The 25,200-nt window shown below is 66.1% G+C and carries 17 protein-coding genes; 7 read left to right on the top strand and 10 right to left on the bottom strand.

Going from position 1 to position 25,200, the window contains the following annotated elements:
* Window positions 1-114 precede the first annotated feature (114 nt).
* Window positions 115-648, bottom strand: a complete 534-nt coding sequence (locus DMB37_RS04000) for a QsdR family transcriptional regulator (RefSeq protein ID WP_135231516.1) — start codon at window positions 646-648, stop codon at window positions 115-117.
* Between the two features lie 136 nt (window positions 649-784).
* Here DMB37_RS04000 and DMB37_RS04005 point away from each other — a divergent pair, with 136 nt between their 5' ends.
* Together DMB37_RS04005 and DMB37_RS04010 are read left to right on the top strand one after the other, a co-directional pair.
* Window positions 785-1,645 (top strand): SGNH/GDSL hydrolase family protein, encoded by an 861-nt coding sequence (locus DMB37_RS04005; protein WP_135231517.1) that lies wholly within the window; start codon window positions 785-787, stop codon window positions 1,643-1,645.
* Between the two features lie 108 nt (window positions 1,646-1,753).
* Window positions 1,754-2,959: a glycoside hydrolase family 76 protein gene (locus DMB37_RS04010; protein WP_135231518.1), complete on the top strand. Its 1,206-nt coding sequence runs from the start codon at window positions 1,754-1,756 to the stop codon at window positions 2,957-2,959.
* A gap of 139 nt (window positions 2,960-3,098) precedes the next feature.
* On the opposite strand, the gene DMB37_RS04015 is transcribed toward DMB37_RS04010, so the two are convergent.
* The 5 genes from DMB37_RS04015 to DMB37_RS04035 are packed head-to-tail and all read right to left on the bottom strand — an operon-like array spanning window position 3,099 to window position 8,483.
* Window positions 3,099-3,848 (bottom strand): P-loop NTPase, encoded by a 750-nt coding sequence (locus DMB37_RS04015; RefSeq protein ID WP_135231519.1) that lies wholly within the window; start codon window positions 3,846-3,848, stop codon window positions 3,099-3,101.
* 58 nt (window positions 3,849-3,906) lie between these two features.
* The gene (locus DMB37_RS04020; protein ID WP_135231520.1) at window positions 3,907-5,169 is read right to left on the bottom strand and encodes a YcaO-like family protein; all 1,263 of its coding nucleotides are present in this window, start codon (window positions 5,167-5,169) and stop codon (window positions 3,907-3,909) included.
* Complete coding sequence (locus tag DMB37_RS04025; protein ID WP_135231521.1) at window positions 5,166-5,477, bottom strand: PqqD family protein; 312 nt, start codon at window positions 5,475-5,477, stop codon at window positions 5,166-5,168. Before DMB37_RS04025 ends, DMB37_RS04020 begins: the two co-directional genes overlap by 4 nt.
* 10 nt (window positions 5,478-5,487) lie before the next feature.
* Window positions 5,488-7,419 carry a hypothetical protein gene (locus DMB37_RS04030; RefSeq protein ID WP_135231522.1) on the bottom strand — a complete coding sequence of 644 codons (1,932 nt, stop codon included), beginning with the start codon at window positions 7,417-7,419 and terminating at the stop codon, window positions 5,488-5,490.
* Window positions 7,416-8,483: a SagB family peptide dehydrogenase gene (locus tag DMB37_RS04035; RefSeq protein WP_135231523.1), complete on the bottom strand. Its 1,068-nt coding sequence runs from the start codon at window positions 8,481-8,483 to the stop codon at window positions 7,416-7,418. The genes DMB37_RS04030 and DMB37_RS04035 overlap by 4 nt, the downstream gene beginning before the upstream one ends.
* A gap of 701 nt (window positions 8,484-9,184) precedes the next feature.
* Between DMB37_RS04035 and DMB37_RS04040 the strand changes: the two genes are divergently transcribed.
* Entirely contained in the window at window positions 9,185-10,318 is a 1,134-nt protein-coding gene (locus tag DMB37_RS04040) for a protein-L-isoaspartate O-methyltransferase (RefSeq protein ID WP_167768727.1), read from the top strand.
* A 79-nt stretch (window positions 10,319-10,397) separates the two neighbouring features.
* Window positions 10,398-10,673 carry a hypothetical protein gene (locus DMB37_RS04045; RefSeq protein ID WP_135231525.1) on the top strand — a complete coding sequence of 92 codons (276 nt, stop codon included), beginning with the start codon at window positions 10,398-10,400 and terminating at the stop codon, window positions 10,671-10,673.
* 42 nt (window positions 10,674-10,715) lie between these two features.
* Here the strand turns inward: DMB37_RS04045 and DMB37_RS04050 are convergent, their stop codons facing one another.
* Window positions 10,716-12,245, bottom strand: coding sequence for a GMC oxidoreductase (locus DMB37_RS04050; protein ID WP_167768728.1), 1,530 nt, complete (start codon window positions 12,243-12,245; stop codon window positions 10,716-10,718).
* 104 nt (window positions 12,246-12,349) lie between these two features.
* Window positions 12,350-13,249 carry an acetoacetate decarboxylase family protein gene (locus tag DMB37_RS04055; RefSeq protein WP_135231527.1) on the bottom strand — a complete coding sequence of 300 codons (900 nt, stop codon included), beginning with the start codon at window positions 13,247-13,249 and terminating at the stop codon, window positions 12,350-12,352.
* Between the two features lie 393 nt (window positions 13,250-13,642).
* On the opposite strand from DMB37_RS04055, the gene rph reads away from it, so the two are divergent.
* Entirely contained in the window at window positions 13,643-16,246 is a 2,604-nt protein-coding gene (gene rph, locus DMB37_RS04060) for a rifamycin-inactivating phosphotransferase (RefSeq protein ID WP_135231528.1), read from the top strand.
* Window positions 16,247-16,325: 79 nt separating this feature from the next.
* Here the strand turns inward: rph and DMB37_RS04065 are convergent, their stop codons facing one another.
* Window positions 16,326-19,610, bottom strand: coding sequence for an MMPL family transporter (locus DMB37_RS04065; RefSeq protein WP_135231529.1), 3,285 nt, complete (start codon window positions 19,608-19,610; stop codon window positions 16,326-16,328).
* A gap of 667 nt (window positions 19,611-20,277) precedes the next feature.
* Window positions 20,278-20,859, bottom strand: coding sequence for a hypothetical protein (locus tag DMB37_RS04070; RefSeq protein WP_135231530.1), 582 nt, complete (start codon window positions 20,857-20,859; stop codon window positions 20,278-20,280).
* 1,175 nt (window positions 20,860-22,034) lie between these two features.
* Between DMB37_RS04070 and DMB37_RS04075 the strand changes: the two genes are divergently transcribed.
* Together DMB37_RS04075 and DMB37_RS04080 are read left to right on the top strand one after the other, a co-directional pair.
* The gene (locus DMB37_RS04075; RefSeq protein ID WP_206055180.1) at window positions 22,035-22,919 is read left to right on the top strand and encodes a M23 family metallopeptidase; all 885 of its coding nucleotides are present in this window, start codon (window positions 22,035-22,037) and stop codon (window positions 22,917-22,919) included.
* A 216-nt stretch (window positions 22,920-23,135) separates the two neighbouring features.
* Complete coding sequence (locus tag DMB37_RS04080) at window positions 23,136-25,088, top strand: GMC family oxidoreductase (RefSeq protein WP_135231532.1); 1,953 nt, start codon at window positions 23,136-23,138, stop codon at window positions 25,086-25,088.
* Window positions 25,089-25,200 lie beyond the last annotated feature (112 nt).

The following is a 25,200-nucleotide window of genomic DNA, read 5'->3' on the forward strand; positions in this document are numbered from 1 at the left end:
ACCAATACAGACCGGATACCTCGGCGAAACTCATCGCTGCCGGACTCCCCGAGTCGAGTCCGCCCATCCCGCTCGATGGATCCGGCAGCGCGACAACGCATCCCGTTAACCCACCTATTCGAGAAGTCGCCGAATCACCGCCGCCGCGGCATCGATGTCGTCGGGTTCGCCGGTGATCAGTTCACGGAAGTAGAAGGACTCGCCGATCCGCACGATGGCGTAGGCGAGGGTGTGGGCGTCGATGTCGTCGGGCTCGCCGACGTCCTCGCGGATGACTTGCGCGATGGAGGCCACGAACCGTCGTTGGATGACACCGTCGCGGGAGGTCAAGACCTTCAATGCGGTGTCGGTGTGCTGCGCGACGAATGTCCGCATCGCCGGATAGCCTGCGGCCAAATGCAGACTGCGCCGGACTATCTCGGCGACTCCGGCCGCACCTTGCCCACCGCACTCCCGCCGGATGTCCTCGAATCCCGCGGTAGCGATCACCCAGATGACTTCGCCGAGTATGCGAGTGCGGTCGCCGTAGCGCCGATACAACGTGGACCGCCCGATTCCGGCCGCGGCGGCCAGCGCCCTGGCGTCGATCCACCCGTCTCGCAGGAACATTTCCACGGCGGCTCGCAACACCGCATCGACCGAGGTCAACTGGGGAATTGGGGACTCTGGCGGTCGAGACGTCATCGATCCTAGTGTGACATGGGACACCATTGAATGAGTGTCCCAGTCCGGCCGATCGCACGGGCCGACAACACTTCGCACCGAAATGCACAGGAGAATTCCGATGTACAAGCGACCGATTTTCACGGCCATCCTGACCACCCTCGTCGCGGGCACCGTCGCCGCGCCGGTCGCCTCGGCGGCACCTCCGCCCGCGTACCCGTCCTACGTCGCGCTCGGTGATTCCTACACCGCGGGCGCGTTCTTACCCGTGGTCGAGCCCCGCTGTGGCCGAGCCGACCGTAACTATCCCCGCCTGGTCGCCGCCACGATCAAGCCCGGATCCTTCACCGATGTCAGCTGCATCGGCGCGACGACCAAGGCCATGACCGACACCCAATCGCCCACCGGCAATCCGCCGCAATTCGAGGCGCTGAAGCGGGACACCGCGCTGGTCACCGTCGGCATCGGCGGTAACGATGTGCCTGCGTTCGAGGCCGTCTTCAACTGTGCGGTGCGGGGCGCATCGGTGCCGCACGGCTCCCCGTGCAAAGACTTCTACACCAGAAACGGCGTCGACACGCTGGCCGAGCAGATCCGCGCGGTCGGCCCCAAAGTCGGCGCGGTACTGGACGGCGTCCACCGGCGCTCGCCGAAGGCCGAGGTGCTGCTGATCGGCTATCCGGTGCAGCTGCCCGAAACCGGCAACGGCTGCTGGCCGATCGTCCCGATCTCCGACGGCGACGTGCCATTCCTGCGGGAGAAGACGAAGCTGCTCAACCAAGTCCTCCGCGAGCAGGCAACCAGGCACGGCGCCACCTATGTGGACACCTACACCAGCAGCATCGGCCACGACATCTGCCAGGCGCCGGGCACGAAATGGCTCGAAGGGCCCGTCCCCACCGATTTGGCCGCCCCCATTCACCCGAACGAGCTCGGCGCACAGGACCAGGCCCGGCAGATCATCGCCACGCTGCGCCGTTAGTCCACCGGCGAGTGGTCGACGCCGCGCCGTACCGATAGTTCCGAGATAGCATCTAACTGCACGGTTTCGGCTCAAACTGCTCGTTTTCACAAGAGGGAGTCCGCGCGAATGGATCGCCGGAACACGGGGATCAGCCGACGCCGAGTGCTGATGGCGGCCGGCGCCTCGATCGCGCTCACCCCCATGGCGCAACCGACGGCGGCGGTGACGATCACGCGGGCGAGTTCCGCCGGGCCCGAGGACCCCGCGAAGCGGGCGGACCTGGCGGAGCAGGCGCTGGTGCAACGGCACGTGCGCACGGTGTGGGGCCAGCCACAGGTGCGGCTCGGCGCGCTCGTCTGGCCGTCGTCGCTGCTGGACGAGTCGTTCGTGAAGTGGTGTTACTGGTGGCAGGCCCACCTGGTCGACTGCGCGGTGGACGCCGCGTACCGCGCACGCACCCCCGAACGCGTCGCCCGAGTCGTTGCTCTTGCCCGCGGAATCCGTACCCGCAACCTCACCGGCTGGACCAACCGGTACTACGACGATATGGCGTGGCTGGTGCTGGCCCTCGAACGCGCGGACCGATTGCTCGGCGTCCGGTTCGGCGACGCGGTCGGCGACTTGACCGCCGAGTTGATCGACGGCTGGAACCCGGATGTCGGCGCGGTGCCCTGGCGGTCCGGCGACAAGTACTACAACACTCCCGCGATCGGTCCGACCGGCCTCGCGATGGCCCGGTTGGGTGAACTGTCGCGGGCCCGGCAACTGGCCGGCTTCCTGCACACCCGGCTGCTCGACACCGACACCGGCCTGATCCTCGACGGCGTCCACGAGCCCGGCGGACGGGTAGAGCGCACGGTCCTCACCTACAACCAGGGCGTGGCCATCGGGCTGGAAACCGAACTGGCAGTGCGCACCCGGGAATCGGAGCATCGCGAGCGCGCGGCTGCCCTTGTTGCCGCCGCCGAGACCGGGCTCACCCACGCCGGGGTCATCGCCCCGGCGGGCGGGGACGACTCCGGGTTGTTCATGGGCATCCTCGCCAGATTTCTCGCGGAAGCCGCACTGGCACTGGGCGATAGCACGGCCGCGAAGATCGTGCACACCTCCGCACGAGCGGCCTGGGAACACCGCGCCGAGGTGGACGGGCTACCGCTGTTCGGTGTGGACTGGGGCCGACCGGTCACGGTGCCCGAGCATTCGGGAGTCTTTCCCCAGCTGATGCCTTCATCCGCCGCTTCGTCGGCGAACTTCAGCCGTGACCTCTCGGTACAGCTGAGCGGGTGGATGTTGCTCGAGGCGGATTATCAGCTCACCGCTGCGGGGCACTGAGTCAGCGGCCTCGGCGAACTCGGCCGCCCGCCGAGACAGCGAACATCTCGGTGCCGCCCGGGATCCAGCCGGTGAACGAACGCCGTCCAGATCATGGCAAGGTTACCGCCCGCGCTGAAATGCCAACGGGGACTGTCGATCAGTTGTCGCGAGCGAGGTAGTCGCGAACGGCGGTGGTGACCGGTGCGAGGTCCGCGATGGTCGGTAGGCTGCCCGGCCGGTAAGGCAGACTGGCGAGCTTGCTGATGCCGCGGTGCCAGATGGTGCGATCGGCCGGTGTCGGCGGATGCAGCTCGATCTGGTGCGTGCAGTCGGGACAGCTGAGGTACGCCATATTCTCGACACCACCGAGCACCGGCACTTTCAAATGGTTCAGCACGGTGGTGAGTCGATGGCTGTCGAGGTGCGACACCTCGGCGGGTGTGACGACAAGGATGACAGCGAGGCGCCCGGCGATCCGCAGGGCGTGTCCGACGCCGGTGGTTCCGGGTGGCAGATCGACGATCAGAATCTCGCGGCGGTTCCAGCGAGTACGGGTGATCAGCCGGGCGAGCAGCATGTCGGCGATGCCCTCGCCCGCGGTGAAGGCTTGCGTGCCCGCCATCATGAATCCGGCGGAGACGATCTCGATCCCGTCGACCTCGATCGCTTCGAGATCGGTGCGGTGCGGGCCGAAGTCGGCGACGCGCAGCGATGCGGTCGGGACATCGCGGCGTAAGCCGACCATCCGGGGAATGTCGGGGCCGGAGAGGTCGGCGTCGACCAGGCCGACGCGGACACCACCGTCGGTGAGGGCCCGTGCCAAGGTCAATGCGACGCTGGATTTACCGACACCGCCTTTTCCGCTCGCTATCGCGACGATGGGGGTCGCCGAGATCGGTGAGGTCACGCGTGCACGCTACCGGCCCGGTCGGTCGGGAGCGCTCGAAGGTATGGACGCCAGATGTTCACGGGTAAGGGTGGGGTCGGTAGGGGCCTGGTGCCGCGGCCGTGGTCAGGGCCGGTGCGGGCAGGCAGGCGCAGCTCTCCCGGACTTCCATGTGCGGGAGTCGGGTGGCCCGTACGCGAACGACGGCCGGTCCGTCGGCTGTTTCGCCAGCGAGTTCCATTGCTACCACTCGGGATCCGGCGTCGGTGAGCCGTCCTGCCAGTTGGGCGTCGTCCTCGGTGGGCTGCTCGATCACTTCGTCGGTGGGCGGACCGACCAGGGTGTCGAGTTCGGCGAAGCGTCGCGGGTGACAGTAGTAGGTGAGATGGTCTTGGAAGCTGGTCAGCGTGTCGGTGGTGTGGCCCTGCTGGAGGCTGGCGAGGAGCCGGACCTGGAGGGCTTCGGCGAGGGCGTGCCGCAGGCGTTCGGCAGGGTCGGGATGCGCGCTCAATCCGATTCCGAAGGCGGGGATCTCGGTGTGCCGGGTCAGCGCGATGACCACGCCGGTGCCTGCGGCCGACCGCGCTTGCAGCAGCTGCGTGTGCCAGCCCAGCATTTTGTCGGTGGCCAGGAAGTCGGTGCGGTCGACTATTGCAGCGCCGGTGAGTAATTCGAACGGACGGTGGGTCTGCCAATAATCCATGACGGTTGCCCGCTCCAGCATTTCGGAGAGGGCGTGGACGGCGGCCTGCCGGTAGCTCGACCCGGCCGCGAGTCCGACGGTGGTGACCTCGCCGAGGCGTTCCGCCGGGGCGGGCGCGCCGAGGCCGACCAGTGACTCGGGCACCCAGATCGGGTCACCGTCCGGGTAACAGCGTGCCTGCGTCCAGGTCAGGGGTCGGTCGGCGGTGAAGCGTGGATATGGCCAGCGATCCGGAAAGACCGGTGCGCCAAGGTAATCGGCGACCGGAAACGCATCCTCCGGTGCGAAGCTCGCGGCTGTTGCGTGCTTGGGGGCGGGATTGATCCATGCTCGGCCGAGATGGCGTTCGACCAGTTCGCCGACGCATGAGGTGGCGGCGGCGTCGGGATCGACCGCGCAGCCTGCGACTTGCATGGGTGGTTGGTTCGGCCCGAGGTCGGACTGGCCGAGTAGGAGGACATGGCCGTGCAGTTCGGGGCGACTGTGGAAGTACCGGATATCGATCTCGGAGGGTGGTTGCCAGATCGAGCTCCACTGGGTGAAGGCGGCATTCAGTGCCGGCTCGACCCTGGCCAACTGGTCTGGGCTGCCGAAGACGCGCAGGCGCAGGAGTTCCTCGGCGCGCCGGCGCTCACTCACGCGGTCTCCCTCGGCGTCTCGACTGATTGCGGATTCGAGGTGTCAGGGCGCAGCAGGCCGCGCTCGGTCCACTCCTGCAAGGTGTCGGCGATGTCGGTGCGGATGCGGTCGGGAACTCCGGAGTATCGCCGAGCACATTCGTCGGCCAATTCCGTTGCCGAACGGGGTTGGTCGAGCAGTCGCCAGAGGGTGGCGGCGCTTCCCTCCAGCACCAGGTAGGCGCCGTTGAGCGGGGCGAGCAGGATGCGGTCGCCCAGGTCCTGGGCTGTGATCGTCGGGTCAGGCAGGTATCGGGTGCTTGTCGTCATGGTCGTGATCTCACTTTCGGAGTCGATGAGATACCTTGCCGCGCAACCGAAGTAGAGCGTTTGTAGCGCGGAAAACGAGTCGCTGGGCGATCGTGGCGGCGAGTACTACAGGCAGCGGCCTACGCCGTTGCTGGGACGAGATCAGCCAGCGGTCTGCCGCAGCGACGATTCGACCGGTCCGTTGGGTGAGGCCGCCGGTGAGGGACACGGTGGTCGGGCCGGCGCGGTACGTAGTCGTTGCCGCGGTCACGGTGCCGAGTACGGAATCCAGCGGCACCCAGAACGCGGAGAAGGGGTTGTGCCGGTCGTAATTGTCCGCGCACTGCAATATTTCCGGGGTGCCATCTCGGATACGCCAGTCGGCGACCCGGTGCGCGGCAAGAATGTCCTGCGGGAGCTCCACTAGCGCGATGGTGCCGATCGCGGTCGCCGGGTCCAGCTTGCCCCAGGCGACGGTGACTCGGGTGGCGGTGTCGAACAGCGGATACATGCTGCGGGAAGCATCCAGGATCGGGATGTCGGTGGTGGTCCCCGTGGCTTGATAACGGTCGCGCAGCAGTCGCCGGGCAATGCTGCGCGGGGAACGGGCCACCGCGCCGGTCGATTCGGGTGGTTCACGCAAGGCGTGGATGCGGGGCGGTATCGACGCCGTCGCGTCGACGCGGTAGGGATGTCGCGGTGTTGCCGCGAGTACACGACCGCCCGGACGTGCCAAGTTTGCGAGCGGTCCTGCCAACAATTGAGCGTGTACCGCGAGCTCGGGGAGTTCGGACCGCACCGCCTTCGCCGCACGTTCCGCCTGATCGCGTGGGTCCAGATGCACCACAGTTGTTGTCTCGTCGCGCTGTTCGAGCACGAACCCGTGCTCGGAGACCGCCGCGACCGCATCTAATAGGTTCCCGGCCGGTACTCCGCCGATGGCGTGGTTGATATTCGGCAGGCGACCGAACACTTCCACCAGCGGCAGCATCCGCCCGCAACCGCACGCCGACGGTGGCCGCAGCACTCCGGCGTCGCCGATCAGATAGCGCAGCAACGGCATTGCGGTGTTGACCAGATCGGTGACCACCACATGCCCGGCCCGGTGGTAGTCCTGTGGCGTCCCGTCGTCGTCGACGATCTCCACATACAGGTGGTCCGCGTTGACGTGCATTCCTCGGCACCCAGGGAACGAGAACGCCAGCGGCACGCAGATTTCGGCGGCACAGTACATCTCGACCAGCGGCGGCGCCCCGGATGGCCAGTCGCGCAGGCGCTCTGGCCGCAGTACTTCGAAAGACGAGGCCACCGCCGTGATGTCGCCCCAGTCGGTCACGCGTTGCGCCATTGTCGGCAGCATGTCGGGGCTCACCAGGAGCAACTCCCCCACCGAACGGCCCCTGCCGAGCCGGTCGAGCACAGCATCGAGGCCTTCTTCGCGATAGCCGACTCGGGGATCGCGCACCGTGGTGTTGTCGCGGCCCTGCCCCGCCCATGGTGTCGCGCAGGTCAATTCGAATACCCATGGCAGGCCGAGCTCGTGGTACCACCGGCGCTCACAGATCGCGCGACGATGCAGCGAGGCGCGGGGCCGCACCACATGGCTGGCCGCGCCGTTGGTGCCGGAGGTGAACGTGACATCGACATCCTGCGCGGGTATCGCCGTATTGACCAGGTGGGCAGCGTTCGCGCGCAGCGTGTTTCGGGGCAGCACGGCAAGCCGGGGCAACTCGTGCGCGTGGGCGAGTTCGGCCAGCGCGGCGTCGCCGAAGGCGCGCGGATAGTAGGCCGTGTGCCGTGCGGCAGCCACCACCTCGGCCAGGAGAGCGTCGCGATGTTCGCGAACCGCGCCGGCGTCCCACTGCCTGCGCAGCGCTCGGTGGGTTTCCTGGCTGCTGACGGCGCGGATGCGTGGGCCGGCTAGCCAGCGGGCCGCGAGACGGCGGTAGCGGAGGGCGGTCACGGCTTTTCCCGGGTGGTCAACAGCTCGGACAGCGGGTCCTGGTAGCGGTCGTCGCGTGGGATGCCGAGCAGGAATCCGCCGACATGGCACTCGACCAGCGGGTCCAAGCCGAGCATTCGCGCGTTGACGAGCTCGTTGCCGCCGTTGAGTACGCAACCGCCCAAGCCGAGCGCCGTCGCGACCAGGTACCACGTCTGATAGAGCGCGCCGAGATCCTGGTAAATGATACTCAGGCCGTTGTTCTCGTATTTCCACATGGTCCGGCCGGCCACCGCGGTCATCAGGAGCACCACGGCGGGATCGCCTTCGAGCAGGTCGCTTTGCTGCCGAAGCAGTTCGGGCATTCGGGCGAACCATGCATCCACGTCGCTGTGCCTGCACAACACCGATTCGAAGGGGTCATATCGATAGATGGCCGGTGCGAGATCGGTGACCTGGACCGGCCAGAGGTAGACCTCCAGTGGATGCCTGCCGCCGCCGGACGGGGTCGGCCGCCAGTTGACCCCGCTGCCATACGATTCGGCGCTGTGCTGCACCGACAGCGACCTGTGCAGGAATGCTCCCAGCGTCGCCAGGTCGAGGGGTTGGTCGGCGAATCGGCGGCAGGACCGACGGCGCGACAGCACGTCTGCGAAGAATGCGCGATCGGCGTCGAGAGCGGTCTTCGGCAGCGTCACAACCTCGTCCCGCAGTGGTTTGCGCGGTGACGGCATCTCCTCGGCCTGCAGCGTCGGCCGTTTGCGGCCCGCACTGCGCATCCGTTGGATCACCAGCTCGTGCGGGTCCCACCACGAGCGATCCGGCAGCCGGTCCGCGTCGATCAACAGTTCCGCGGCGACGAGCGCCAGCACCACGTCCAGACTTGTTCCACCCGTTTCGGCCAGCTTGTCCGGGGTGGCGGGCACGCTGGCCGCGAGCAGGACCTGCCGTGCCGCTTCGCTCAACCGATGTCGCCTGCCGCTGGTTCCTGCCACCGCGATCATGTCGGAATCCGACAGGTACACCGTGACATACGGGGAGCGCACTACGTATTTGGTTGGGTTCTCGCGCGAAGAAATGCTCAACAAATCCCCCGACGCCGGTTGTGAATGGTGCAGGCACGTGATGGACCCGGCCTGAATCGGCCGGGCCCGATCACAGATTTCAGCTCGCCAGGGCGCGCCTGGCGACACGCCTCAGTTGAAGTCCGTGCACAGCGTGATCACGGCAAAGGCAACGTCCAGTTCCGCCATACTTTCGAGTTCGGCGACCGGCAGTTCCCGCACACGCGGCTTCTCCCACAGCATCTTTTCCATGATTGCGACCCTCCCTTCTGGTATCGAGCGAGCCGACCGGCGCAGTGCGAATCCCCAAAAGCGCAGAGCTCGAACATACTTCGATTACTCCCCGTGCCGGAGCTCCAGGCTGGTCGGCAGCTTCATCGTACTGGGGATAGATCTTGTCGGCAATGGTCGAAAGTGGTTGCCTACCAAGGGATAACCTACGGCAAACGTTCATGTCGGCGAGTTGTTCTTTGCAAAGTTCCAAGTGGAACTTGTGTACTGTGTTGCGTTGAGTGCTATCCGGTGCGACTTTCCTCGAACGGATATGCAAACGGCTACAGTGCAGCATATTTCACGGTTTCGGCAGGTACGGTGAGATATTCGACCGGGGCCCTTGCGAGACAAGCGCTGGGTTCGGAGCGTGAGCGTGGTGAGACGGTGGCGTGGCGGCTACCGTGACCTCACCTGAGACCGTTGCGGCAAGCATGGAAAGGGGTTATGGCGTGAACCGAGAGATGTCGTCCGCGGCTGCGCGTGCGGGCATGGTCGCCGAGTTACAACGGACCGTCGCCGGGCTGCCCAACGCTATCGGCGCCGCACTGGCCGCGGTACCGCGCGAGGATTTCCTGCCCACAGAGATCCCCGTCGAGCTCGCTTATGCGGACAAGCCGGTGACCTTGGCCGTCGGCGACGACGGGTTCCCCCTCAGCACCGCCAGCCAGCCGACGATGGTGGCTGCCATGCTCGACCAACTGGCCGCCGAACCGGGCGATCGGATACTCGAGATCGGCACGGCCAGTGGCTATAACGCCGCACTGTTGCACCACCTCGTCGGCGCCGACGGCCGGGTATACAGCGTCGAGATCGATCCGTCCCTCGCCGCCGCCGCCGAGACGCGTCTGCGAGAACTCGGCTTACCGGTCGACGTGCACGTCGGCGACGGGTGGGACGGACTGCGGGCCGCGGCCCCGTTCGACCGAATCATCGCCACCGTAGGCGTTTTCGACCTGTCACCACGCTGGCTCGACCAACTCCGCGAAGGCGGCACCCTGGTCGCCCCGCTGTGGCTGCGCCCGGGCATCGAACTCTCGGTGCGGTTCAGCAAAACCGACGGCGTACTCGTCGGCCGCTCCGCGGTGCACTGCGCGTTCCTGCGCTTACGCGGCGAGCACGCAGGCCCGGACAGCTACCGCAGTATCACCGACACCCAATTCGCCACCTGCGAGGGATTGTCCGCCGAGCGTCTGGACACCCTTCGCACGCTCCTCGCAACCACCCCGAGCACCGAACCCATACCCACCCTGCCCGAACACTGGTTCGCCACCCTCGCCCTGCACGACCCCCGCGCAATCCAGGTCTTCACCCTCGCCGACCCGGTCGACATCTCCTTCGGCCTACTGGACGCGGACCAGCACAGCCTCGTACTGATCGGCGGCGACGGACTTCGCAGCTACGGCGGCCCTTCCGCGAGGGACGAGTTGAATATCGCGCTGGCACAGATGCATCCGATCGACCCAGCCCAGCTGACCATCACCGCCACCCCGATCGCTCGGCCGGAGCCCTCATCACCCGATTCGGAGTCGACCGTCACGATCGTCCGCCGCCACTTCCGATACACAATCGAGGACCGACGATGAAAGAGACAGCGGCAGAAGACATCCCGCTACGTAGGCAACATTCCATCCAGCGTGTGGGCTGTCACTTGAGGGCCCGGATATGAAGTTCGTGCGGCGTGTCGACGGGATGACCTATGCGTTCGTCTGTGACGGCGAGGCTCATGGTTTCCCGTCGTACAAACGTATCGACCTCGATATTTGGTGTCGACGGTTGCCGGACTTCGGCTGGGTGGTGTGCTCAGCGTCCGGTGCGGTCTCCAGCCGCCCGCTGGACGACCCTGGGCGAGGTGATCTCCCGCCCGAGGGCGTGTGGGTGAGCCGCAAGGGCGACCGATCGTATGTGTACGACCTGATCCGCACCGAGGCTGGGCGGTGACCGGCGGCGAACCATCGTGGGGCTCGCGTCGATGCCCGGCACTCACCGGACGACGTCGGCGATCACTCGATCCATTACTCGTTCCGCGATTCCGGCGATCGTGAGTGACGGATTGGCGGCTGCGCAGTTGCCCGGGATCAGTGAGCCGTCGATGACGTACAGGTTCGGGTAGCCGATCACGCGTCCGTCGATATCCGTTGCTCGCCCGATCGGCACGCCGCCGAGCGGGTGCGCGGTGAGCGACATTCCGGGGACGAAAGGGGCTCCGCCGGCGCGGGACAGTGCGCTTGCGGACGCGCCGACCCGCTCGTGCACGCGGAGCGCGGCGGACAGGGAATCGCGCCAACTGTCCGGTGCGAACGACAGTGTCGGTTCGGAGCCTTGCATGGTCCAGGAGGCTCGGTTCTCCCAGTCCGCGGTGGTCGACAACTGGGCAAGGATCGGCGCTTCGCCGGGAGGTCCGGGCAGACCGATCGACTCGACTCGGATCGGCGGGTGGTCGGGTTCGTCGTCGACCATGGCCGAGGTGACGATCGCGCTCGCTTGTGGGCCTGCTGCGGCAAGTTCGTCGGCGACGCGCCAGGTCACTTGGTCGCCGTTGTCGCCGACCATCGTGCCGAGGTGCTCGTTGAGGTCGGGCAGGCCGCCGCGCGCCCGCGACCGGAGCAGCAGACGTGTGGTTCCGACGGAACCGGCAGCGACGAATAGATGGTGACAGGTGTAGGTTTCGCTGCCGCCGGCCTCGTCGATCACCGCGACATCGATGACGAATTTACCGTTCTCGTGCGCGATGTTCTGCACGTCCCGCAGCGGCAGCAGACTCCAATTGGGACGATCTGCGGCCCAGCGAAGATAGTTTCGAGTCACAGATTTCTTCGCGGAGTTCCTGTTCCAGGAGCACCCCGCCGCGTCGACGGTCCGCGACCCACCCGGGCGATCGAATACCTGTCGCACGATGTCCCAGTCGAACGTGGACCGCACCGGCTCGGTCACCATTCCCGCACGCGCCAGCTGCGCGTCGGCCGACCGTACGTGCGCGAAGGGTGCGCTGCCGAGGAGGTCGGCGGGCGCGTGCGTCGCGTCCAAACGCGCGAGAACCCGCGGCCAGTACACCGTTTCGAGTTCGTCGTAACTCAGTGCCGCCGGAAAGATCTTCTCGAAATACCGGCGGACCGGCGGCACCGTGGCGCCCGCGTAGATGATGGACCCGCCGCCGACACATGCCGTGGTCGCGATCCCGACCGAGCCCGCGAGGTAGGGCTGCATCAGGCCGGATGTTCTGGTCACCTTCGGCTCCCACAACCAGCGGGGGTCGCGGTAGTCCAGGGCGGAGTCGAAGACGATCGCGTCGTCGCTCTGGCACCAGGCGCGGCCGCGCTCGAGGGTGCGGACATCGACACCTGCCGTCGCCAGCCGATACGCCGCGATCGCCCCGCCGAAGCCGCTACCGATCACGATCGCGTCGTGGTGTGTACGCGACTGGGCCCGCGCCCGCGCCGGGAGCAGTAGTGGGGCACTCCATGTCGCGGCGGCAATCGCCGCACCACGGGTCAGCAGGGTACGGCGGGTCAACGATGATCGGTGCATCGAAATTCGAGCCTCTCCTGGGAAGACACTGCTGGGCATGACTGATCAGGCGACGCACCGCTGCCGCCCGATCAGTCCTGCGGGATTTACTAGTTCATACCGGGCTTGTCGAAACCCAGATGATCGAAAGTGATGTATCCGCCCGGATATACACCGCTCGGCAGCAACGCACGCAGTTCGTCACTGCCTTCCGTTTTCACGGTGATCAGGGCAACTTGCACCGACCCCGACATCCCACCGAGACGTAGACTGCGCATCTTCTTCGTGCCGCACGCGGGCGAGGGCTGTTCGAACGATATCTGCTCCGGCATCTGGATATAACCGAGGAATTCGGGGAGGGTCATATGAATATCGAAGAGCAGTGGCTTCGAGGACACCGACACCGACCAGCCTTCACCACTGGCGGTGAGCGTTTCCCCGATGCGCGGGGTGCCGACGAAGTCGGCCAGCGACTTCGGGAAGCCCCAGTTGTTGCGTCCGTTCTTCGCGGTCTCCGGACTGTCCACCACCATGAACGGCGAGTGCGCGAACATGCCGGGGTTGCGCAGGCGCGCGTAGGAGAGCATCCCGGTGATCTCGTTGTAGGGACCGACGGGTGTGTTCGAATACCTGGTGGCGAAGCCATATTTCGCCAGCGGCAGCGCGCCGTCGGCGACTTCCTTCGGCAGCAGCGACGGCCCGCCCAGCCGGGGCGCCATCGCCCAGATGACGAACCCGTCGGTCGAGCTCAGATCCCACGATCCCCCGACGTCGGGTCCCTTGCGGATCTGCTGTCGCATCGAATCGGTGAGCCGCGCCTCCGGAATGGTGGAGGTTATCGATTCCCAAGCGTTCGTTTCACAATGATTCGGCGCGGCGACCGCGGCCGGACTCGTTGTGTTCATCGCGAAGCCGGCGAGTAAGACCGCGGCAATGACGTTTCCGATCCGACGATTCCGGCGCGGCGCATACCGGCGGCCCTGTTCACGCACCGTAGTGTTGCGAGTCACCCATACTCCTTTCCTTGGGTAACGAACGTAACAGTTTCTACAGTGTCATGCAGTGCTGAATTCCAATCGAGGCGGGATAATTAGTTCGGCGATTGATGAAGTGAAGCTGGGCTTAAATTCCACCACGTGGCGGGTCCGTAAGAGAAGGCCGTATCCATGAAAACCACAGCCCCGCAGCGACAACTGCACCATCAACGGCTTTGCCCGGACGGCGCCTACTACGAACCTGGGCCTCCACGACAGATCAGGCCGGCGCAGCAGGTACCGACGCAACCGGCGGCATCATCCCCTTCCCCCTTCTATTTTATACACGATCCCGGGTCCTCATGAGACGCCGATTTGTAGTCCATAATCGCTCGCGATATGCGAAACCACCAGGTGAGGAGCAGCGGGATGGCCTATGTGCTCGGCTTCGGGGAGATCGACCGGACACAGATCGCGATCGTCGGAGGCAAGGGTGCGAACCTCGGTGAGCTCGCGCGGATCGACGGCGTCGAGGTGCCGGACGGCTTCTGTGTATCCACGGACGCCTTCGCGCGGACCATGGCGGGCGCGCCGTCGATCGCGGACCGGATCGATGAGCTGTCGCGCCTCGAACCGCACGATCAGGAAGCGATTCGCGTGCTGAGCGCGCAGATCCGATGTGCGATCGAAGAACTCACCGTTCCCGAGGATGTCGCGGCAGAGATCATCGGCGCACACGCCCGGCTGGGCGCGGAAGGCGCCTACGCCGTCCGTTCCAGCGCGACAGCCGAGGATCTGCCTACTGCGTCCTTCGCGGGCCAGCAGGACACCTATCTCAATATCGTGGGATCCGCTGCGATTCTCGAACACGTCAGCCGCTGCTGGGGCTCGCTGTTCACCGAGCGGGCAGTCACTTACCGTCTGCGAAACAATCTCGGCAACAAAGCAATTCGCATGGCGGTGGTCGTGCAACGGATGGTGTTCCCGCGCGCTTCGGGCATCCTGGTCACCGCCGACCCACTCACCTCCGACCGGACCGTCGTTTCCATCGATGCAGGCTTCGGCCTGGGCGAGGCCCTCGTGTCCGGGCTCGTCAACGCCGACGTCTACCAGGTTCGCGACGACGCCATCATCAGCTGCACGATCGCCACCAAGAAACTCGCTGTCGAGCCTGCGCCGACAGGCGGAACGCAGGTGCGGGAGATCGCCGAGGAACACCGCAACGAACCCGTGCTCTCCGATGCCGAGGTGCTGCGGCTCGCCCAACTGGGCCGCCGCATCGAAGCGCATTTCGGCAGCCCGCAGGACATCGAATGGTGTCTGGACGGCGCGGATATCCGCATAGTGCAGAGCAGGCCGATCACCACCCTGTTCCCGATTCCGGTGGCCGCGGACGAGGAGAATCGCGTCTACGTATCGGTCGGCCACCAGCAGATGATGACCGACGCGATGAAGCCCCTGGGCATCTCACTGTGGCAGCTCACCAGCCGGGCGCCCATGCGGGACGCGGGCGGCCGGTTGTTCGTGGATGTCACCAAAGCGCTATCGTCGCCGACAACCAGCGCCGGCTTGGTCGCGGCACTCGGCAAGTCCGACCCACTGATCGGGGACGCGCTGCAAGCCGTGATCGACCGTGACTTCGTTCGCCAAGTGCCGGAGGAAGATTCAGCCCAAGCACCGCCGCCTCAGGCCACCCCCTCGGCCATCGAGACCGATCCCGACATCGTCACCGAACTGATCGCAGACAGCGAGGCGTCCCTCACCGCTCTGAAACACGACATCCGGACCCAGTCCGGACCGGCGCTGCTCGACTTCATCCAAGCCGATATCCAGGAGCTGCGCCGAGTCCTGTTCACCCCGCTCGGTTTACAGGTGATCACCGCCGCGATGGACGCCGCAGAGTGGCTCAACGATCGACTGCGGGAATGGCTGGGCGAGAAGAACGCGGCCGATGCGCTCACCCAGTCGGTTCCCGGAAACGTGACATCGGAGATGGGCCTGGCACTGCTGGACGTCGCCGATGTCATCCGCCCGCATCCCGAAGTGGTGGCCTACCTGCAACACGCGCAGGACGGTTTCCTGGACGAGATGTCCGAATACCCCGGCGGCCGCGCGGCACGAGCCGCGATCGAGAACTTTCTCGACAAGTACGGCATGCGTTGTGCCGGCGAGATCGACATCACCAGACCGCGGTGGAGCGAAAGCCCCGTCACCCTCGTGCCGACGATTCTCGGCAATATCAAGAACTTCGGGCCGGGCGCGGGCAGGCAACGCTTCGAGACGGGGTTGCGTGACGCCGAGCAGAAGAAGGAGCAACTCCTGAAACGCCTGCGCGCCTTGCCGGATGGCGCGCAGAAGGCGGCAGAGACCGAGCGGATGATCGACCGCGTCCGGACGTTCTCCGGCTATCGGGAGTATCCCAAGTACGGCATGATCAGCCGCTACTTCGTCTACAAGCAGGCCTTATTGCGTGAGGCCGAACGTCTGGTTTCGGCCGGTGTTCTTCGTGCGCCCGATGACATCTTCTACCTGAGATTCGACGAGCTCCGCGAGGTGGTCCGCACCCGGCGCGCGAGTGCCGAACTCATCGACCAGCGCAAAGACGAGTTCCGCGCGTTTCAGGCCCTCACTGCGCCGCGCGTGCTGACCTCCGACGGAGCGGCCCTCACCGGTGCGTATCGGCGCGCGGACCTACCATCAGCTGCTCTGCCGGGTATGCCGGTGTCCGCCGGGACGATCGAGGGACGCGCCCGCGTCCTGTCCGACATCGCGCGGGCCGATCTCGCCGCGGGCGACATCCTGGTCACCGCCTACACCGATCCGAGTTGGACCCCGCTGTTCGTCGCCATCAAGGGGCTGGTGACCGAAGTCGGCGGACTGATGACGCACGGCGCGGTGATCGCCCGCGAGTACGGTCTGCCCGCCGTCGTCGGCGTGGAGCATGCCACCGAGCTGATCCGCGACGGGCAGCGCATCCGGGTGAACGGCACGGACGGATACGTCGAGATCTTGTCGCAGCGGGACGTAGGCTGACCAGCCTGATGTCCGTCGGCCAGCACGGTACCGGCCTGCGGGGTACCCAATCCGGCGTCCTGCGCGAGAAGTGCCGGGGTCACAGCTGATTCACGTACTCATCGACGTCGAACCCCAGCCGGACATCGTGGTCGACTCGGCTGCCGGTAATGGTCACGCGTCCGGTCACCAACGGATAACCCCGAGTCAGCACGGTGTATTCACCCTCGGGCAGGTCGGTCACCGCGTACCGGCCGTTCTCGTCGGTATGGGCGGTGCCGACGGCCGTACCGGACCAGTCGAGCACGGTCACCCGGGCGTCGCACACCGCCCGGTCGCCGGCCCGCACCGTTCCCCACAGCATCGCCATCGGCGCCAGCTCGACATCGAAACGCAACCGGCCACTGTCGGGCACGGTCAATGTCGTTGCGGTGGGCCGCATCCGGGCGGCCACCGCCACCAGCGTGTAGGTTCCCGCCAGCACGCCCTTACAGGCATAAGCGCCGTCCGCGGCGGTCTTGGCACATCCGACCACCTCGCCGGCCAGGTCGGTCACGGTGACCGTGGCATCCGACACCGGCTCGCGCGCGGCGGTGCGCACCACACCCGACAACTCACCGGCCCCTTGCAGCGTGACGTCGACGTGCTGCGCAGCCCAGCCCGACGCGGTGACGTTCACCGCGGCCGGTTGATGCCCGTTCGCCGAGACGATCAGGACGTAGCTGCCCGGGGTGGGCGGTTCGATGTGGTAATTACCGTGGCTGTCGCCGGTGCTGCGCGAAACCTGTTGTCCGCGTTGGTCGATGAGCGTCAACGCTGCGTCCGGCACCGGGTGCCCATCGTCGCGGCGAATGCAGCCGCCGATCGTCCTGCGGCTTGTCGAGGCGACGAACTTTTCGGTCGTGACGCCCGACAATCGTTGCGCCCCAGAACTGTTCGTGGGTTCGTGGGCTGCTGTGACCGGCACCGGCTCCGGTTCGACTGTGGCCGGCGCGGCAGGTTCCCAGATCTCCTCCCCCACCCGCACCGACTCCACCTGCTCGGCGTCCGCAGCGACGATCGGTCCGAACACCGACTCGCGCGGGGGTTCGGGTACGGGATCGGTTCGAGCGGAGCGCAGTTCGCGCAGCTTCGCCCCCTCCACATCGATGTCCGGCAGCAGGCGGTCGAGCCACCGCGGCATCCACCAGGACGCCTTGCCCATGATCACCAGCAGCGCCGGGACCAGCACCATGCGCACCACGAAGGCGTCGATGGCGACACCGCAGGCCAAGGCGAAGCCCATGGACTTGGCGGTGGCGTCGGATTCCAGCAGGAACGAACCGAACACCGAGATCATGATGATCGCCGCCGAGGTGACCACCCGGGCGCCGTGGTGGTAGCCGGAGATCATGGCGTACCTCGGCGACTGGCCCTGCACGTACTCCTCGCGCATGCGGGTCACCAGGAACACCTGGTAGTCCATCGCGAGTCCGAATACCAAGCCGATCAACATGATCGGCAAGAAGCTGACGATCGGCTGCGGATCGGCGATCAGGCCGAAGGCGCCCTCCTGAAAGATCAATACGGTCGCGCCGAAGGTGGCCGCCATCGAGAGCAGGAAGCCCAGAGCCGCGGTGAACGGAACCAGGATGGACCGGAACACCAGGATCAACAGTACGAAGGCCGCACCCGCCACGATCGCCAGGTAGGGAATGATCTTGCCGAGCAGGACGTGGTCCATGTCGGCGTAAATAGCGGTGGTGCCGGTGATGCCGTACTCGATGCCGTACTGCTCGGTCAGTGCGCCTTCGGCGGCGCGGGCGTCGCGCACCAGATCCTTGGTGTCCTGATTGTTCGGACCGGATTTCGGGACACCGCTGAGCATCACACCGAGCTTGTTCGCACTGAACTGCGGCGTGGTGACGTAATCCATCGCCGGGAACTCGGCCAGCCGGTCGCGCAGCGCGGTGACGGCGGTTGCGCGCGCGCTTTCCGGCACGTTTTCCAGGTCGGCGGCCACGGTCAGGACGCCGTTGCTGCCTTCGCCGAAGCCCTGGGTCCGGATGTCGTAGGCCTGGCGGACCGTGGATTCGGGCGGGAAACTGTCCTCACCCGGCAGACCCAACTGCAACCCGAGCGCCGGAATGGACAGTGCGGCCAGGGCGGCCACCGCGATGGTCAGCGCGATCCATGGCCGCCTACCGATCAACCGGCCCACCCGCATCCCGTTGGTGACGGAGGTGTCGTCCTCCGGATCGTGCCGGGCGACCAGCGGGAGCTTCGGCTTGAACAGGAAGCGGCCGAAGGCGCCGAGCAGCGCAGGCATCAGGGTGATGGCGGTGAGCACGGCGAACAAGGCTGCGATCGCGCCACCCAGGCCCATGAAGGTCAGGAAGTTCACGCCGACGATGCTCAGCGCACCCAGGGCGACGATGACCGTGAGACCGGCGAACACCACCGCGGACCCGGCGGTGCCGACCGAAATGCCCGCCGCCTCTTCGGGATTGGCCGCGACCCGCAGTTCATGCTTGTAGCGCGAGACGATGAACAGTGCGTAGTCGATGCTCAGCGCGATACCGATCATCGATGCCAGGAACGTCGTGAAGCTCGGGACCTCGATGATCGAGGTGCTCAGCGAGATCAGCAACATGGCGGCGCCCAGGCCGACGACGGCGGTGATGATCGGCACGAACGCTGCCACGACGGCGCCGAAGGCGATCACCATGACGACCAGCGCCACACCCATGCCGATCATCTCGGCCTGGCCGCTTGGCTGCTCCTGCTGCTGCTCGATGGCCCCGCCGAGCTCGACGATCAAGCCTTGCTCGCGGGCCGGGTTCGCCACGTCGTAAGCGGCGCTGCGTTCTTCGTCGGTGATGTCCATCGACGAAGCGATGTCGAACTGCACCGACAGCACAGCGACGGTCGCTGGTGCGTCCGCGCTCAGCACATTGAGCGGGGCGCCGGCGCACACGGCCGGGTCGGCGCTTTTCAGGCAGCCCATCGCCTCGGTCGCGGCGACCGGATTCTTCAGCGCGGCCGCGTCTTTCTCGGCGACAAGTTTGTGGTCCGCTACCGACAGCGCCGTCAAGCCGGCGATCAGCGCATCGATGGCGGCGCTGTTCTTCTTGTCCGTCAGCTTGGTACCGTCGGGCGCCTTGATGACGTAGGTACCGCTGACGGCGTCGATGCTGAACTGATCGGACATGCCAGGGAACTGCTTGTCCAAGATCTGCGTGGCGCGTTCCGACGGCAGCGACGGCATGCTGAACTCGTCGCTCATGGCTGTACTCAGCATTCCGCTGGCGGTGCCGAGCGCACCGAGCAGCACGAGCCACACCGGCAGAACGATCCACTTGCGGCGGAAGGCGAATTTGCCCCACCGATAGAGGTATACGGACACGACTGGGTTCTCCTAGAGGTACCGGGTAGTGCTGAGTTCAGGGCCCGTACAGCACCTTCGCGGCCCGCTGTGCATGCGAACGACTCCCCCGACGCCCGCTATCCACCTCTTGCAGACACAGCCGTAAACGGAGGAGCAACCTCAAGTTCCGAGAGCTTAACGCACCATCAATCAACACTGCCCGCGGCTGGACCGGACTCGCCGCCCGAGTCCACTACCTCGCGACCCACAACCATCGACACGGCCGACCCGGCAAGATCCGCGTGCGGACCCGCCCACCGCTGGCAGCCACCATCGGCGATGTTGTACCAGATCCGGCCTCGTTGCATTCAGCTTTTCGGCAAACTCACTCCCATCCCCCCGCAAGTCACACACCAAATGACACGCCCCACGCCGACGTTCGATACCTACACGAGCCGACCACACTCATACCGCTACCCGCACCGTGCGATCACGCGCCCTCGGCACCGACTTGCGTTGGTCGGTCGATCAAGGGGAACTGATGCTGGCATCGGCCGAGAGGCGAGTTACCTCAGTTCCCCCTGATCGCTTGTCCAGCCGCGCATCTCAGAGGCTACAAGCGAACGTGCACACATACCGAGGTCAGGGTGGTGGTCTGGGGTCGATCTCAACTCTTTCGGGCGGGGCTGACACGGCGGCCGTGCATTCACGACTTCGGTTGATTGCGGAACCAGTCGTCTACCAAGGCGCAGGCTTGTTGTGGGGTGGGGTCGGATTTGATCAGTGTGCTGATGCGTTGGGCTTGTGCGGTGGTGGGCAGGAAGCCGACCAGGAGGGCTGGGAGGAAGAGGCGGCGGGCCAGTAGTTCTTGGGCCGATGTCATCTGTGGCCTGCGGACTACCGAGACGTTCACGCGGATGGCGTGTTCGTTGCCTCGTGGGACGCCTGGGCGGTCGGATTCGATTGCGGCGTAGCGGAATCCATGTGCGAGGTTGCAGGCGGAGCAGTTCATCGGACCGCGGCTCAGGCGGGTGCCGCACTCGTCGCAGACGATACGGTCGAGTGCGGCGTCGACGATTCGCCAGTCGTGCCGGTCGGGTTCGGCGGCTATCAGCCGGGCGACGTCGTGTTCGTCTTCGCCCTGCCACTGATCGAAGAAGTGATGCCACTCCTCCTCGATGATGTCGTCGACGAGGTGCCGACATCGACGGCAGTCGGGGGCGCCGCCGTATTCGTATCCGCCGCACTCGTCGCATCGCAGCAGAGCGGCGCCGACCGCGGGTCTCATATCGCCATCATTGTGCCCGCGCGATCATTGGCGCCACCGAATTGACCCAGAGGTTCCGCTCCTGACCGGAGGAGCGGCGCCAGCACAGCAGACGCAAGTCCTGCCGTCGGCCTGCGACGACCTCGTCCGATCTCAGCTCTCGACGGGCTGGACCCAGCGGCGCAGGGCATCGATCGTGGTTTCCGGAGAAGTGTTGCAGCACAACCGAATTCCAGGGACGATCTCGGTGGCCACGTTCACCAGACTCCTCCAACTTTGTTCGCGGACATGAACAGCGTTAGGCACAGGTCCGACGGGAGCGAGGACGAGCGCTGCGGCCTCACCACCCGCACGGAACCGCTCCCGACCGGGTCACCGCCTGGTCGGGACCAAAATCTAGAGAGGATGCAGGTTGAGGCAGGCCGAACAGCGCACCCAGTGCTCGGGAATCGGATGGGGCCAAGGGAACCCATGGGGAAGAACCTGCTCAACGGCACCGCACTCGGGTCGGCTGTTTCCAGCGGCCACGGCGTGGGCTACCGGTGGCCCGCCCGAAACAATGCTGAGATTCGAGTACGGACGATCGGGGTCCGGTGGAACTGGTGGGTCCGCGGCCGCCACCCGAAAGTTCCCCCAGAACCACGTTTCGTAGACCACTGCTCGATCGTACCCAGTACTCCAGCCGTCGATCACGATCTACGGCTGGAGTACCAGGCGGCAGCGCAGTGCTACGTCAGGATTTGCGATCGTCAGGCCGGCGCACTCGTTCGGTAACAGCGCCCCTGTCGGATTGGGCGTCATACCGCTTCCGAAACACGCGAAATTCGGCTCCACACGCGCAAAGCGCACGGCCGCAGACACAAACGAATGGCTACGCGCCTCACCACAATCATTGAAACGTGCGCGAATCCTATAGCAGCCGTGCCGTTTCGGAATACTCCCCACTTCTATTGGGGAGCTTCGAACCCGTACGGAGATTTACAGTGAGGTATGTCCACGACCGGGCATATTCGCCCGAGCACAGGGCTTACGTGGCATCCACACAAGCAGCTCGGATTCGCGAATTGCAGGTCGGCACAACATCATTCCCCACCGCCCGAAGCACCCTCCAGAAAGACTACAAGACAATGGAATTCAGCAAACGCAGATCCACCAGGCGGCTTACCCGCAGCATAACTCTGACACTGAGCATCGCGATGGCGATGTTCCTGCCGCTGACCACCGCCCAGGTCACCGCCGCACCACCGGGATTGGACGAAGCCGTCACCACCACCCTGCTCGAACAGAAAAAGTCCGATCGCGCGCGAACACCGGCACCGGTGATCGACCACATGCGCGAACAGGGCAACTGGGCCTTCGGCGCCGCGACGATCCCTGTCGGAAACGCCGACGAGGCGCCGACCTCCTCGTTGTATGTCGCCGAACGCAGCGGCGACAAATGGAGGGTGGCGCTGGAAGGGACCGCCGAGTTCCGCAGCATGGTCCAGCGCGCGCCCGAGTCCGTGGTGAGCAGCGGCGAAAAGCAGGCCTTCACCGCACCGCAGACCCGCGCCATCAACACCGGACTGGCGTTGCCCTGGCGGCAGGGTGACAGCTGGTACATGGGCGGCGGACCGCACGGCTACAGCGGTAACAGCCGCCCCTTCAACTCGATCGATTTCAACGGCGGCGACGGGCGAGTACTGGCCCCGCGCGCAGGCCGGGTCTACAAGACCTGCGTGCGCGCCAACAGCGCGGAAGTCAAACTCGTGCACGACAACGGCTACACCACCACCTACTACCACATGACGAACCTGATCAACGCCCAGGACGGTACCCAAATCGCAGCAGGCACCTACCTCGGCAGGATCGGCACCCAACTGCCGTGTGGCGGTAGCGCCAGCGGCGCGCATGTGCACATGTCGCTGTACAACACCAACGGTGGCGCGGTCGCGGTGAACGGCAAAACCCTCGGCGGCTGGACCTTCTACGAAGGCAGCAGGGCCTACGCAGGCTATGCCGAACGAAACGGCGTCCGGGTGAACACCGGCGGCCGGCTCACCAACTACGGCGCCTCTCCCGCCGCAGGCACCGTCCGCTGACCGAGCCGAGATGACTGAGGCGTGGCGCCTTTCGACCCACGCCTCGGTTTTCTGCGTCAACCCGTCCTCGCGAGCTCAGATCGACTCGGGTCCGACCCAGCAAGTGAATTGCCATTCCACCCTTGCGACGCTCCCACCTGCATCTTCATCCCAACCAGTGCGCCAAGTCGGGCCGCCATGATTTACTCGACCGCCACTGGAAAAGGGGAGTTTCACATGGAGCCTTCGGCCGCGCAGCGGGCAGCGCTGAGCATGATCTGCGATACCTTCGTTCCCGGCGACGGATCGACCTTGCCGCCGGCGAGCGAGCTCGGCGCGGTCGACACCGTATTCCGGCTGTTGAGCCGCAGCCCGCGCGAGGCCGATCGCAAGCAGCTGGCAATGCTGCTGGGGTGGTGGGATTCTCGCCTCGCCGGATTGCTCCTCGGCGCGGGCCCGCGCCGGTTCTCCACGTTGTCACAATCGGAGCGGGAGCGGGCGCTGCTGCGCCTCGGCGATTCACGGTTGGCGCCCGTGCGCGCGCTCTTCCAAGCGCTGAAGCAGGCGGCGCTGTTGTCCTACAACGTGACTCCCGGCCCCACCGGCACCAACCCGCTGTGGAAGGAGATCGGCTACCCGGCACCGACCGGCCCACTCAGCACTGCACCACAACCGACACTGGCACCGACACGGTATGCCGAGCACACCACGCTCACCTGCGATGTCGTGATCGTCGGCTCGGGCGCGGGCGGCGGCACCGCGGCGGCCGTGCTGGCCGAGGCCGGTCTCGACGTGATCGTGCTCGAACGCGGAAACTATTACGACGACAAGCATTTCGGCGCGGGCGAACTTGCCGCCCTAGAACAGCTCTACGCCCCCGGCGCCAGTTCATCCGAGGGACAGATCACCCTGGTCGCCGGAACCTGTCTGGGCGGGGGCACCGTGGTCAACTGGAGCACGTCACTGCCCACCCCCGATGACGTCCGCGCGGAATGGGCCGAACTCGGTGCGGCACAGTTCGCCGAGGCCGAGTTCGGCGAGGCCCTCGCGGCGGTAGGCCGCAGACTCGCCGTCACCGACACCCGCTCGCCGCTGTCGGCCCGCGACGCCGTCCTGGAGCGCGGAGCGCACGGACTCGGCTGGGAAGTAGACGCGTTGCCGCGCAACGTCTCCGAGGCTTGCGATGCCGGAACCGAATGCGGCAGCTGTGGTTACGGCTGCCGTCTCGGTGCCAAGCAGTCGGCTACCAAGACCTGGCTCGCCGATGCGGCCACGGCAGGCGCTCGACTGGTCATCGACGCGAACGTCCGTCGCATCGAGGTGAAAAACGGTCGTGCCGAGAGTGTTTCGGCGATCACCCAATCCGGAGCTCAGATCGAGGTGCGAGCCCGCGCCGTCGTGGTCGCGGCGGGCGCGGTGCAGACTCCAGCGCTGCTGCGCCGATCCGGTCTGCGCAACGAGAACATCGGCCGCCACCTGCGCCTGCATCCGGCCGCCGCGGTGTTCGGCGTCTTCGACGAGGAGCTGCGCGGCTGGGAGGGCGCGCTTCAGGGGCGCATCTGCCGTCAGCACGCGGATCTCGACGGCAACGGCTACGGCGTCATCTACGAGACGGGTCCGGTTCATCCCGGGCTGGCCATCGGCTTCATGGGCTGGCGCGGCGCGGACGCGCACCGCAGCACGCTGCTCGACTTCGCCCGCACCACCCCGATCGGCGTCATCACTCGCGACCGTGACTCGGGCACCGTCACCGTCGACAAATCCGGCGAACCGATCGTCAACTACCGCCTCTCGACCTACGACGCCGCCCACCTGCACACCGGAATCGAAGGCGCCGCAAGCATTCTGGAGGCAGCGGGCGCACGCCGCATCTTCTCCGGCCATCAAACCGGCGTGGCCTACGAACCAGGCCGCCGCGGCTCGCACGCCGAGTTCGCCGCCTCCTGCCGCGACGCGGGCTACGGGCCCGGGCAATGCGCGATGGGCGCCCTGCACATCATGGGCTCGGCCCGCATGGGCGGCTCGCCGCGGCTCTCGGCCACCGATCCCGACGGCGCCACCTGGGAGGTCGCCAATATCGTCGTCGCCGACGGCTCCTGCTTCCCCACCGCCTCCGGCGTCAACCCGATGATCTCCATCGAGGCGATCGCCTACATGAACGCGAAGCGGCTGGCAGCCCGGTTGACCTGATCGGAAACGGGGACGTCGGTGCCCCCAGTTCCATTGGCATCAGCCGATGCCCGAAAATTGCCACAACCTGTCAACAGATATTGCGCCCCAGCTCAGACCGGGTGCACCACGG

The sequence above is a fragment of the Nocardia sp. CS682 genome, assembly GCF_004634405.1.
In the GTDB taxonomy this organism is placed as follows: Bacteria; Actinomycetota; Actinomycetes; order Mycobacteriales; family Mycobacteriaceae; genus Nocardia; species Nocardia ninae.